This window comes from Rhodococcus sp. 15-725-2-2b, assembly GCF_002259075.1.
In the GTDB taxonomy this organism is placed as follows: domain Bacteria; phylum Actinomycetota; class Actinomycetes; order Mycobacteriales; family Mycobacteriaceae; genus Rhodococcoides.
Window position 1 is genome coordinate 119,255 of the sequence record NZ_NPFL01000007.1, and the last position, 12,368, is coordinate 131,622.

The 12,368-nt window shown below is 64.7% G+C and carries 10 protein-coding genes; 7 read left to right on the top strand and 3 right to left on the bottom strand.

Translation table 11 applies throughout. The features are described from left to right. Positions 1-6: 6 nt before the first annotated feature. Positions 7-984, top strand: a complete 978-nt coding sequence (locus CH306_RS10370; RefSeq protein ID WP_094646596.1) for an alpha/beta hydrolase — start codon at positions 7-9, stop codon at positions 982-984. A gap of 6 nt (positions 985-990) precedes the next feature. Here CH306_RS10370 and CH306_RS10375 read toward each other — a convergent pair whose 3' ends face one another. From CH306_RS10375 to CH306_RS10385, 3 genes are read right to left on the bottom strand one after another with little or no spacing between them, the layout of a single operon-like run. Continuing rightward, positions 991-1,941, bottom strand: a complete 951-nt coding sequence (locus tag CH306_RS10375) for a helix-turn-helix domain-containing protein (RefSeq protein WP_094646529.1) — start codon at positions 1,939-1,941, stop codon at positions 991-993. A 20-nt stretch (positions 1,942-1,961) separates the two neighbouring features. Continuing rightward, complete coding sequence (locus CH306_RS10380) at positions 1,962-2,963, bottom strand: phenylacetaldoxime dehydratase family protein (protein ID WP_094646530.1); 1,002 nt, start codon at positions 2,961-2,963, stop codon at positions 1,962-1,964. Further along, on the bottom strand, positions 2,956-4,014 hold the full coding sequence (locus CH306_RS10385) for a carbon-nitrogen hydrolase family protein (protein ID WP_094646531.1): 1,059 nt from the start codon (positions 4,012-4,014) through the stop codon (positions 2,956-2,958). The genes CH306_RS10380 and CH306_RS10385 overlap by 8 nt, the downstream gene beginning before the upstream one ends. 291 nt (positions 4,015-4,305) lie before the next feature. On the opposite strand from CH306_RS10385, the gene styD reads away from it, so the two are divergent. The 6 genes from styD to CH306_RS10415 all read left to right on the top strand — a co-directional run bounded on the left by styD (position 4,306) and on the right by CH306_RS10415 (position 12,287). After that, on the top strand, positions 4,306-5,790 hold the full coding sequence (gene styD, locus CH306_RS10390; RefSeq protein ID WP_094646532.1) for a phenylacetaldehyde dehydrogenase StyD: 1,485 nt from the start codon (positions 4,306-4,308) through the stop codon (positions 5,788-5,790). A 254-nt stretch (positions 5,791-6,044) separates the two neighbouring features. Beyond that, positions 6,045-6,614 carry a TetR/AcrR family transcriptional regulator gene (locus tag CH306_RS10395; RefSeq protein WP_094646597.1) on the top strand — a complete coding sequence of 190 codons (570 nt, stop codon included), beginning with the start codon at positions 6,045-6,047 and terminating at the stop codon, positions 6,612-6,614. A gap of 89 nt (positions 6,615-6,703) precedes the next feature. After that, positions 6,704-8,650, top strand: a complete 1,947-nt coding sequence (locus CH306_RS10400) for a primary-amine oxidase (RefSeq protein WP_094646533.1) — start codon at positions 6,704-6,706, stop codon at positions 8,648-8,650. Beyond that, on the top strand, positions 8,643-10,058 hold the full coding sequence (locus CH306_RS10405) for an APC family permease (protein ID WP_094646534.1): 1,416 nt from the start codon (positions 8,643-8,645) through the stop codon (positions 10,056-10,058). Before CH306_RS10400 ends, CH306_RS10405 begins: the two co-directional genes overlap by 8 nt. An 11-nt stretch (positions 10,059-10,069) precedes the next feature. Next, entirely contained in the window at positions 10,070-10,555 is a 486-nt protein-coding gene (locus tag CH306_RS10410; RefSeq protein WP_143545444.1) for a hypothetical protein, read from the top strand. A gap of 22 nt (positions 10,556-10,577) precedes the next feature. After that, complete coding sequence (locus CH306_RS10415; RefSeq protein WP_094646536.1) at positions 10,578-12,287, top strand: amidohydrolase; 1,710 nt, start codon at positions 10,578-10,580, stop codon at positions 12,285-12,287. Positions 12,288-12,368 lie beyond the last annotated feature (81 nt).

Here is a 12,368-nt window from a genome sequence, read left to right on the forward strand (position 1 = left end):
ATCGCCATGCGTCGTCGACGCATCTTCACCACGTTCGTCGTCGCCGCAGCTCTGTCGGTGTCCTCGGTAGGCGTCGCGACGGCCGATCCCGTCGCGCCGGTCGCGCGGATCGTCGACACGTCCATCGCGTCGCAGACCCTGCGCACGCTGAGCGTGGAATCGCCAGCGATGGGGGCCGTCGTCGAGGTGCAGGTGCTCACCCCGGCAGCACAGTCCGGCTCGCGGCCGACGCTGTACATGCTCAGCGGCATCGGAGAAGAGGACCCCCACAACAGCATGTGGCTCCGCAAGGGCGGCGCGGCCGAATTCTTCGCCGACAAGAACGTCAACGTCGTCCTACCGCTGGCAGGCCCCGGCAGCTTCTACACCGACTGGCAACGGGACGATCCGAAACTCGGCCGATACCAATGGGAGACGTTCCTGACCGAGGAACTCCCCCCGTTGATCGACGCAGCCGTGGATGGCAACGGACGCAACGCGATCGCAGGGCTGTCCATGGGTGCGCAGTCCGCCATGATGCTGGCCGCACGTCACCCCGATCTCTACTCCGGGGTTGCGTCGTACAGTGGTTGTTTCGCCTCCTCGGAGCCGATGGGGCAGGCGAGCATTCGCGCGATCGTCGGAGCGTTCGGCGGTAATGCCGACAACATGTGGGGCGGACCTCTCGATCCTGCCTGGGTGCAACACGATTCGGTGGTCAACGCCGAAAGTCTGCGCGGCACCGACGTGTACGTGTCGGTGGGAACGGGAGCGCCGGGACCGCACGAGAGCTTCGACAGCGCAGCGGCACTGGATGTGGTGGTGGTCGGCGGCCTCATCGAAGTGGGCGCGAACTACTGCACCCATCGACTGGCGGACCGACTCGGCCAGCTGAACATCCCGGCGACATTCGACTTCACCGAGACCGGAACTCATTCGTGGCCGTACTGGGTGGAGCAGCTGCCCAAGAGTTGGCCGACACTGGCCGGGTCGCTCGAGATCTGAGCCGACTCAGCTGCGGCTGATGTCGCGAAAGTCCTTGGGGGTGCAGCCGAAGCGCGCACGAAACGCGCGGCTGAAATGCGCGGGGTCGGTGAATCCCCACGATGCCGCCAACGCGCCGATGGTGGTGCGGGCATTCTGCGGCTCGCACAGTGCCCGTTTGACGCCGTCGAGTCGCTGCATCCAGATCCATTCACTGGCGGTGCACGGCTCACCGGCGAATGCTCGATGCACCGTACTGAGCGACAAGTGCAGCGAGGCAGCCACTTCCGTGACGGTCAGGTCCGGATCACGCAGTCGCGCGGTCATCGCGCGCTTGATCTCGCCGAGTCTCTCCGACGCCGCATACGGGGCGGGCTTCTCGACCCCGGTGAGTCCGACCAGGCCCGCGACCAGAATGTACTCGACGCTCTGCGACACGGCCTCGGCCGACGCGGTACTCATGTCGGCGTCGTCCATGATCGACGAGATCATGCTGACGAGCAGTTTTCCCGCTCCGTGCCGTCCGGACACAGCGCGCGCGGTCAGAGAATTCGTATCCCGGACGAGCGTCCTCAGCGTTGCTCCGGGGAGCATCAGAACGTATTGGGCGAACGGGTCGTCGAAGCGAAGACTGTAGGGCCGGGTGGTGTCGTAGAGCGCGAAGTCTCCCGGTTGCAGGACCGCAGTTCGGTCGTCCTGGACGACGAACCCGGTTCCCGACGTCTGGACACTGACCAGGAAGTAGTCGTCACTGGTTCGGGAGATACCTGCAGGCGTTCGCAGCACGCTCTGAGCTGTCGCCGACACTCGCGACAACCCGAGAGTCGCAAGTCCGGTGGACTCGATATGCCCGGTGATGGCCGACGCGTTCTCGGGAATCGTGCACTCGAGATCGACGTACGTCCGGCTCACCGCCGCGGTCCAGAAGTCGACGCTGTCGGCCCGGTCCACCGAATCGGTGCGCAGCGGATCGCCCATGTCAGGTACCTCCCGTCCGGTCACAGAGTAGAACGCTCGGCAGCGGTGCGCAGTAGACCGGTGCGGTCGTGGCAGCCGAAGTACTCGAAGTACTGCTCGTCCGCCGCCGCGACGGTCACTTCGTGATAGAGCCTCAGGGCGGCTGCGGGGCCCATCGTCGACAGATACTTCAGCGCGGCACCGAAGATGGCCACGTGCGTCGGATGCGACTCGGCCCATGCCTCCAGATCGCTCAGGCTGCGCCACCAACTCATACCGAACGATTTGTCGGTATCGGTGCCGTCGTCGGTCACGACGGTCATGTACCGATTGGCGAAGCATCCGATGGCCAGTCCGTCGTCGCGGAGAAAGTCCATGCCGGCACGCAATACCGGTTCGACGTCCCGCAGGTACATCTCTCGTTCGGCCCCGGCGGTATCGGCCCAATCCTGCCCGGATCGGATGAGGCAGAGGTTCTCCTGCGGCATGATCCTGACTCTGTCGCCCTCGCGCACCACCCGAGGCTCCCCGCTGGGAGCAAGCGAGTCACTCTGCGACAACGGGATTCGATCTCGAACCCCGCCCCAGTAGGCATGCTCGACGATGGTTCCACTGAGTGAATCGGTCAGAGTGGCAACACCTTCCATTCGTCCGGTGGACGAGAACAGCGTCTCGTAACGGTCGACGGTCGGTCTGATGATCTCGACGAAGCGGCCTCGGACGCTCGTCCAGTGCCGGCCGACGGTGTCGAACCAGCGGTCGAAGGCGGCCACGTCGTCCCAGTAGCCGATGAACACCGTCGTGTCGATGCCCTCCTCGTCGGTGTAGCGCGCCCGGTCCGTCCGGGGTGGGCCGTCGTCACCCCACGGGGAGGCGTCGGGTACGCCCTGTATTCCGAAGTAGCCCATCACGACTCGCTCGGTCGATACCGGGAAGCGAGCCACGTACGACGGGAAGGGCGGCTGGTAGCTCTCGGGTGTTCTGCGCGGACACGACCGTGGAACGACGAGGTGATCGGGTATCGCGGATTCGAGCTCAGACACGGGCGGCGTCCTCGTCGTGAGCGAGCTGCTCGGTGATCTCGAGCCGTACCTCGGCGGCGACGTCCTCGGTGGAGTCGTAGCGCGCGTTCGCCACTGGCTGCGCACCCGACACGACGCGGTCGCCGGGAGTCTTGTCGAGCCACAGTCTCGTCACATCCGGACGCGAGTAGTGGCCGGCCGGGTCGGCGGCGGCCTTGGCGATGGAAATCAGGCTGGTGTCGATGTCGGCGAACACCAGGCCTTCGGCGTCGGGGGCGAGCGGTTCGTGCATCAATTGGCCGTCGGGAGCGAAGATGCGGGCATGCCCGCCGCCCGCGGTGAGCATCGCGCGCTTGGCGTCGTCGGTGCACATGATGTCGATCATCTCGGGCGAGACCGTCGCGCACGGACTGATGACGAAACAGCCGCCTTCGACGGCGTAGATGCGGCTGGCGGCCGTGTTGACCTCTGGCCCGAGGGCGTAGGCCGCTCCGGTGTAGAGCGAGAAGCTGGGCCAGGCTCCGATGTGAACCTGCTCGTTCTGGGCGTACATCGCGTACTTCGACAGCGGCTGCAAGTGCTCCCAGCAGCACAGTGCGCCGACTCGTCCGAGGTCCGTGTCGTACACCGACAGATCCGATCCGTCGCCCTCGCCGTAGACGGTGCGTTCGACGTGAGTCGGCTTGAGCTTGCGACGCATAGCGACGGTCTTGCCTTCCGCGTCGATGATCCACTGGGCGATGTAGAGACTGGCCTTGTATCGCTCGCTCAGGCCCATCGCGATCATGATGTGGTTGTCTTTGGCGGCCTGCGCAATTCGAGCTGCTTGCGGAGTTCCGTACTCGAGCGAGTTGTCGAAATAGCGCTGTGTGAACTGAAATCCCCATGCCGGGGCGTCGAGCCAGATGTACCAGGGATAGCCGGGCAGGTAGGTCTCGGGAAACGCGACGAGCTCGGCTCCGGCGCGAGCTGCGTCCTCGATCAGGCCGATCGCCTTGTCGATCGAGGCGTCGAGATCGAGAAAGATCGGCGCGGCCTGGACTGCTGCGGCGCGGAACTGATGGTGGTTCATGGACGGGCCTTTCGTTGGGAGTGCCCCAGTTTTGCCTGCTGAAAGGCCATTCGATGGCCTCGAAGTGTCGGAAAAATTGACTCTCCGTCGCACGGTCGGATACCGAAACATTGCGGTAACCGGGACCTCGTGTGTGGACACACGATCGTCACGCGTGGAGCTCGATGGGCGGTGCGCATCTGCCGCACAATGTGTGCGCGATCACACAAGACCTTCTCGTAGGCACGGGCGCAGTCTGGAGCAGACACGCCACAGGTGCCGCGATCGGCACCCGAGAAGGAGCCAAGAAACATGACTGCAGTACAGGAATCGGCCGCACCGTCGTTGCCGACCGGCACCGCCACCGAGCTCTACATCGCCGGGCAGTGGCGCGGCGCATCCGACGGTGGCACCTTCACCGACATCAACCCCACGACGGAACAGCCCCTGGCCGAGGTTGCTGCGGCTAGCGCGTCGGACGTCGATGCAGCGGTGCGCGCGGCCCGGGCCCAGCTCGGTGGTGAGTGGGGCGCGACTCCTGGAGCAGTCCGCGGGAAGCTGCTCAACCGGATTGCCGATCTCATCGAGCGCGACGGCGACCTGCTCGCTCGACTCGAGGCCCTCGACGTCGGCAAGCCGGTGGGTCAACCGGCGATGCTCGACATTCCCAATTCAGCAGCCACTTTCCGGCACTTCGCCGGCTGGGCAGACAAGATCACCGGCAGCTCCATTCCCACTGCGGGATACTTCGGGCAGCCGACGCACTCGTACACCGTTCGCGAGCCCGTCGGCGTGATCGGCATGATCGTCCCGTGGAACACGCCGCTGATGATCGCCGGATGGAAGCTCGCGCCCGCACTGGCCGCAGGAAACACCGTAGTGATCAAGCCGCCGGAGGACGCACCGCTGTCGATCCTGCACCTGGCTCGACTGATCGACGAGGCGGGCGTACCTGCGGGAGTTGTCAATGTCCTTCCGGGACTGGGAGAAGTGACCGGCGACGCGCTGGTCGGTCACCCGGACGTCGACAAGATCAGCTTCACCGGAAGTCCTCGAGTCGGCAAGCTCATCGCAAAGAAGGCTGCCGACACGTTCAAGCGGACCACCCTCGAACTCGGCGGCAAGTCGCCGCAGATCATCCTCGAGGACGCGGACCTCGAGGCAGCGATCAACGGAACCGCGATGGGCCTGTTCTTCAACCAGGGCCAGGTGTGTGCGGCCGGCACCCGAGTGTTGGTGCATCGCTCGCTGTACTCACAGGTGGTCGACGGTCTGGCCGCTGCTGCGTCGGCTCAGGTGGTGGGCGATCCCTTCGATCCGTCGACGACCATGGGCGCACTCGTCAACGCCACGCAGCGCGACAGCGTGCTGGGGTACATCCAGGCCGGACGCGACGGCGGTGCCCGAGTGGCGGCCGGAGGTGGCCGTCCCGACGGGGCCGGGTATTTCGTCGAGCCGACCATCTTCGCCGACGCCGACAACGGCATGAAGATCGCCCAGGAGGAGATCTTCGGGCCCGTCGGTACGGTGATTCCGTTCGATACCGCGGACGAAGCGATCCGCATCGCCAACGACACCGTGTACGGACTGGCCGCCTCGATCTGGACCCGCGACGTGTCGAGGGCGCACACCCTGGCCGCGCAGGTCCGCTCCGGCGCGGTATGGGTGAACGGTTGGGCGGCAATCGATCCCGCACTCCCGTGGGGCGGCATGAAGACCAGTGGCACGGGCCGTGAGCTCGGGTGGGCAGGCATCGAGGCCAATACCGAGGAGAAGGTCGTGACGATCGTTCTGTAGAGCCCCCGCAGGTGAGCGGGGGTGGAGCCTGCGGAACGACCCATGTGAGTGGAACTTCGTAGCAGGGGTCGAAGTTCCGCTCACCTGGGGTAACGCGGTGTTTACCGAAGGAAACTCGATTCGTAACGAGTAGGCCTCAAGCTTTGATTCAACGGACGTAGAACAACGTGCGAACGGATCGGAAGGCGATGATGACGATGCCCGAACCCTAGGTCCGAGCAGGGAGCCGCTACCGTAGGGCTGTGCCCAAGCTCGTGGATCACGACGAACGCCGCCGCGCGATCACCGCGGCAACGTGGCGTCTGATCGCTGCCAAGGGGATCGATGCCGCGAACATGCGGGACATCGCGACCGAGGCGGGATACACGAACGGCGCGCTGAGCCACTACTTCGCGGGTAAGGACGAGATTCTCCGAACCGCGTTCGAGCACGTCTTCGAGGCTACGAACCGCCGTATCGACGAAGCTCTGGGCGACGCAACGGGATTCGATGCCCTCCGCATCTTCTGCCGAGAAGTGATGCCGACGACCGAAGAGACTCTGCTCGAGGCGAGAATTGCAGTCTCGCTGTGGCAGCGCGCGATGTACGACGAGCACATGGACGACACGAACCGTCGATCCCTGGTGTCGTGGCGGGCGCGGATGGCGGAGTTTCTCGAGCAGGCTCGCGCAGAAGGCGACGCCGGCGACTTCGATGTCGATCTCGCCGTCGAAATGTTGCTAAACATGATGATGGGTATGCAGATTCTCGGCGTGCTCACCCCCGACGACACCACTGCCGACCGGCAGTTCGAGATGCTCGACCGGTTCATAGCTCAGCTGTAGCCACCCCTGAGGGCAGGCGAATCCTGCAATGCCGCATGCCTTCGTTATTCAACGTACGTAGAACCAACACCAGACCTCGAGGACTACCCATGCCAACCCTCACGCCCCACGCAATCGACCACGCTCTGTCGTTGCCCACCCAAGACGAGATCGCACAGGTTCGAGACATCGTCGACACCGCCGGATTCGTCACGGCCGCAACGCGATTCGTCTACGTCGGACTGGACGAACCGGACAAGGCCGAGTTGTACGTCTCCGAACCGACCACCCGGCGGACCTTCCGGGTGCTGTTGCACGATATTTCGACGCCCGATGCCGTCGACCTTCTCGTCTCCCTCGACGACCGTCAGGTGGTCGACTCCACCCGGCTCGACGCGATCCGCGACGGTCAGATGCCGGTACTCGACGAGGAATTCGAGCTCGTCGAGAATGTGCTCTCCACCGACCCGGACTGGCTCGCCGCACTGGCCGCGCGCGGACTCGACGTAACCGACGTTCGAGTGGCACCCCTGTCGGCAGGCGTGTTCGACTACCCGGGCGAGCATGGCCGACGCATACTGCGTGGCCTGGCTTTTCGGCAGGACCACCCCGCCGATCACGCGTGGGCCCATCCCATAGACGGGCTGGTCGCGTTCGTGGACGTGATGAATCGGACGGTGGACAAGGTTGTCGACCTGGGCGTGGTTCCCATCCCGGAAGAGTCGGGAAACTTCGACGATCCGGCCGTCACCGGTCCGCTGCGCACCACGCAGAAGCCGATCGAGATCACTCAACCCGAGGGGCCGAGCTTCACGGTTCGCGGCAATCGCGTCGACTGGGAGAAGTGGTCCTTCCGAGTCGGCTTCGATGTGCGTGAAGGTCTGGTTCTGCACCAGATCGGGTTCGAGGACGACGGTATCGTCCGGCCGATCATCCACCGCGCTTCGATCGCCGAAATGGTTGTGCCCTATGGGGACCCATCCCCGGTGCGGTCGTGGCAGAACTACTTCGACACCGGTGAGTATCTGGTGGGACGGTACGCGAATTCACTCGAACTCGGCTGTGACTGCGTCGGGGACATCACGTATTTCGATGCTGTGATCGCGGATGAATTCGGCAATCCGAAGACGCTGCCGAATGCCGTGTGCATGCATGAGGAGGACTTCGGGGTGTTGTGGAAGCACACCGATCTGTGGTCGGGTTCGCAGGAGACCCGGCGTCAGCGACGTCTCGTGATCTCCTTCTTCACCACCATCGGCAACTACGACTACGGATTCTTCTGGTACCTGTACCTCGACGGCAGCATCGAATTCGAGGTCAAGGCAACAGGAATCGTCTTCACCTCCGGGCATCCCGGTGGCGACTACCCCTACGCGACAGAGATCGCCCCGGGGCTCGGTGCGCCGTGCCACCAGCACCTGTTCAGTGCGCGACTGGACATGATGGTCGACGGCATCGGCAACGCCGTCGAGGAGATCGAGACCCGCCGAGTACCGATGGGCCCGGACAACCTGCACGGCAATGCCTTTGCTCTGCAACATACCCCGCTGGCCACGGAATCGGAGGCCCAACGCGTCGCCGACGGCAGGGTCGGCCGCGTCTGGCACGTCACCAATCCCACCTCCTCGAGCCGGCTCGGAAAGCCCGTCGGATACACATTGCATCCCGAGGGGCAGCCGCTGCTGTTGGCCGACGACAACTCGTCGATCGCGCGACGCGCCACGTTCGCCACCAAGCATCTCTGGGTGACGCAGTTCGACCGAAGCGAACGGTATGCCGCAGGTGATTTCGTCAATCAGCACCACGGGGGAGCTGGCCTGCCGGCCTTCGTCGCCTCGAACCGTAGCCTCGTCGACGAGGACATCGTGCTGTGGCACACCTTCGGGCTGACCCACTTCCCGAGGCCCGAGGATTGGCCGATCATGCCGGTGGACTACACCGGCTTCAAACTGAAGCCTGCGGGATTCTTCGACCGCAACCCCACCCTCGACGTGCCGCGCTCGCCGTCTGCACACTGTGCCGTCTCCAGTTGCGCAGGCGGTGAGCAGAATGTCTGATACACAGTCGAGTTCGGCAGGCGTACTGCGCGGTTCCATCGGCGTCGTCGGGATCGTGTTCCTGGTCATCGCCGCTGCGGCGCCGCTGACCGCCATCGGTGGAGCCTTACCGGTCATGATCGCGACCGGCAACGGAGCGGGCGCTCCACTCGCCTACATAGTCGCGGCGATCGTCCTGCTGATCTTCAGCGTCGGATACGCGGCCATGAGCCGACACATGGTGGACACGGGCGCGTTCTACGCGTACGTGGAGAAGGGGCTCGGGAGAACCATGGGCCTCGGCGCCGCGGGTCTGGCGCTGCTGACGTACACGGCTGTTCAGGCGGGGATCTATGGCCTCGCTGCATCGACCGTCGACAGCCTGGTGGTGAAGTACGGGGGTCCCGACCTGCCGTGGTGGGTCTGGGCGCTCGGCCTCCTCGCGATCGTCGCGACGCTCGGGTACCGCAGCATCGATCTCGGTGCCAAGGTCCTCGGGGTACTGCTGGTGCTCGAGATCGGCATCATCGTGATGCTGTCGGTCGCGGTGTTCGCCAAGGGTGGTGCCGCCGGCATCGACGTCGAATCCTTCACTCCCTCGGCCTTCTTCAGTGGATCCCCGGGAATCGCCCTGATGTTCGCCATTGCGTCGTTCATCGGCTTCGAGGCCACCGCGATCTACGGCGAGGAAGCCCGCAACCCCACCCGGACGGTTCCGATCGCGACCTACGCCGCGGTCGTCACCATCGGTCTGGTGTATGCGGTCTCGAGCTGGGCGGTGGTGCTCGCCTTCGGCAGTTCGTCCGTCGGGCAGGCCGCAACCGACGACACGGCAGGGCTGACCTTCGCCGCTGCCGCCCAGTACCTGGGCCCGATGGCGGCGGACATCATGGAAATCATGCTGGTCACCAGTCTCTTCGCTGCCCTGCTTGCGTTCCACAACGCGATCGGACGGTACGTGTTCGCGCTGGCCCGCAAGGGTGTCGCCCCGTCGATGTTGGCGCGCACCCACTCTCGGCACGGCTCCCCGCACCTGGGATCACTGTTCCAGACCGTCTCGGCGGCAGTGGTTCTCGTGGTCTTCGCGGCAGCAGGCGCCGACCCGGTGCTGGAACTGTTCACGTGGATGTCCGGACTCGCCACCGTGAGCATCCTGGTTCTGATGATCCTCACCGGAGGCGCGATCATCGCGTTCTTCCGTCGATCGACCGTCGATACGCGTACCTGGCACACCGTTGTCGCCCCGGCGCTCGGAACCGTGGGGTTGGTGGGGATTCTCGTTCTGGTGCTGGACAATTTCACACTGCTCATCGGCGGTTCAGGGGTGCTCGCCGCGCTGCTGTTGGTCGTCGTGGCGGTGTTCTTCGCGGCGGGAACGGTCACGGCGCGGATGACTCGGCGGCGCACTCCCGAATCCACGGCGGTCTGAGACCCGTGCTCATGACAGGGGCGATGATTCTCGGAGCGATCGGTGCGGTGCTGCCGGTCGTCGGACATCGGAGCCGTACCGGCGGGATTCGTGTCGCACACCTGTGCATGGGCGTCGTGATGCTGGTGATGGCGATGTTCGGCATGGACGCCGCCATCGCGATTCCGGCGGGCCTCGCGCTCGTCGTCGCGGCTCTGTATGTGACCGGCAGTATTTCACCGACGTCGCCGTCCGGTCCGTGCGTCGTGGACCTGACCTGCATGGCGGTCCTACTGCTGCTGATGCCCTCGCTCCATACCCATTCGGCAACCGATGCAGGCTCCGCCGCGCCGATGCACCGGCACGGAGCCGGTCTCGATCCGAGGATCGCAGTTCTGGTTCTGCTGGTTGCATGGATCGCTCTGACAATCACCATGTTGCACCGGAGACGCTCGGAACGACCGGTGGCGGCCGGCTCCCTTCTCATGATCTTCGGAATGGCACCCGTAGCTTTCTGATTCCACTATCCAGGAGACAACAATGACTACAGCAGACATCGTCTATCGCAACGGCGCAGTGTTCGTCGTGGACTCGGAGTTCACGATCGCGAGTGCGCTCGCTATCGCCGACGGCGTGATCCTGGCCACCGGAACCGACGAAGACATGGACAAGTTCGTCGGGCCGCGCACCGTGACAATCGATCTCGCAGGTAAGACAGTTCTGCCGGGCATCAACGATTCGCACCTGCATGCGGTGGCCTTCGGATTGGACACACCGCCGCTGTCGCTGGACCTGAGCTTTCCGGCCGTCCGATCCATCGCCGACGTGGTCGACGCGGTGGCCGGTGCGGTGGCGAAGGCGGAGCCCGGTGAGTGGATCGTCGGAACAGGTTGGGACGAGGGATATCTGGACGAGTGCGTGTCCGATCCGGCGGTTCGACCGACTCGATTCGATCTGGATGCCGTTTCGCCCGACAATCCGGTGTTCCTGCAGGACTTCTCCCGCCATGTCTCGTGGGTGAACTCTGCCGCGCTCGAGCGGGCCGGCGTCGACGAGAAGACGATGGTGCCGGACGGTGGAGTGATACCGACGGAGCCGTCCGGCCGCCTGATCGGCATCCTGCAGGAGGGTGCCCAGAGTCTCGTCCAGTCTGCTCTGCCGAAGCTCACACGCGAAAGGCGAACGGAAGCAGTGCGGTCCGCGATCTCCATCCTGCAGCGAGAAGGAATCACCAGTTTCACCGACCCGGCACTCGGGCCGGGCGGCGAAGATCTGGCCGGCGGTGCGATGGGTGAGGAGGGCCTGTCCATCTACGCCGACCTCGCCGCGTCGGGGGAGCTCGGGATTCGAGTCTCGGCCCTGATGCTTCCCACCGGAATGAGCGGAACAGCCGCGGAATTCGACCGCAACCTCAGCGCGATGGAGCCGCCGTCGACCGTGGATCCGCGCATGTTCAGGATCCTCGGCGTGAAGGTGTTCGCCGACGGTATTCCGCCCAGCAAGACGGCATGGATGCACCAGGAGTACGTCGGCGGCGGCTGCGGGTCACTGTGCGTGGGCGGTGACACCGACGAGCGTCGGGTACACGAGGTGACCGAGATGATTCGGGTCGGACACGAAGCGGGGCATCAGATCGGCGTGCACGTCACCGGTGATCGAGCCATCGATACGGTTGCCGACGCGTTGATCGCGGCACAGACGTCCCATCCGCGTGACGATGCGCGGCACTACCTCATTCACGGAGACTTCATCAGTGCGCAGACACTCGCGCTCCTGGCCGAGCACAATATCGGCGTCAACATGAACCCCACGATCAAGTGGACGATCGCCGATCTCGAAGAGGGTGTCGTCGGCGTCGAGAGAGCGGCGTACGAGTGGCCGTACCGAAGTGCCGTCGAGTCGGGAGTGGCACTGATGAGCTCGTCCGATGCGCCGGTCACCACACCGGACTGGAGGCAAGGCATCTCGACGATGATGCTGCGGGAGAGCCGGGCGTCGGGCAGAGTCAGCGGGCCGGAGCAGACCATCGGTTTGGCCGACGCGATCCGCACGTACACGATCAACGCAGCGTGGCAGGACTTCGCCGAGGATTGGAAGGGCTCGCTCGAACCGGGAAAGGTGGCCGACCTGTGCATTCTCGACGGTGACCTCGCTGCGATGGATCCGCACGACATTCCTTCGGTGCCCGTTGTGTCGACCGTGGTCGGGGGTGTGGAGGTCTACAGCGCCTCCACGTGGGTTCGCCACTGAACGAGGGCGCGTCTGACCCAGAATGTGTGCGCTCAGTGACATGTTTCCGTCGCGACGATCGGCGACTGTTGTGTCGACGGT

Bases quoted from the DNA above. Each gene is read 5' to 3' on its own strand.
- CH306_RS10385 (WP_094646531.1), bottom strand. From the start codon at position 4,014: ATGAACCACCATCAGTTCCGCGCCGCAGCAGTCCAGGCCGCGCCGATC.
- CH306_RS10375 (WP_094646529.1), bottom strand. From the start codon at position 1,941: ATGGGCGATCCGCTGCGCACCGATTCGGTGGACCGGGCCGACAGCGTC.
- CH306_RS10370 (WP_094646596.1), top strand. From the start codon at position 7: ATGCGTCGTCGACGCATCTTCACCACGTTCGTCGTCGCCGCAGCTCTG.
- styD (WP_094646532.1), top strand. From the start codon at position 4,306: ATGACTGCAGTACAGGAATCGGCCGCACCGTCGTTGCCGACCGGCACC.
- CH306_RS10410 (WP_143545444.1), top strand. From the start codon at position 10,070: ATGACAGGGGCGATGATTCTCGGAGCGATCGGTGCGGTGCTGCCGGTC.
- CH306_RS10405 (WP_094646534.1), top strand. From the start codon at position 8,643: ATGTCTGATACACAGTCGAGTTCGGCAGGCGTACTGCGCGGTTCCATC.
- CH306_RS10400 (WP_094646533.1), top strand. From the start codon at position 6,704: ATGCCAACCCTCACGCCCCACGCAATCGACCACGCTCTGTCGTTGCCC.
- CH306_RS10415 (WP_094646536.1), top strand. From the start codon at position 10,578: ATGACTACAGCAGACATCGTCTATCGCAACGGCGCAGTGTTCGTCGTG.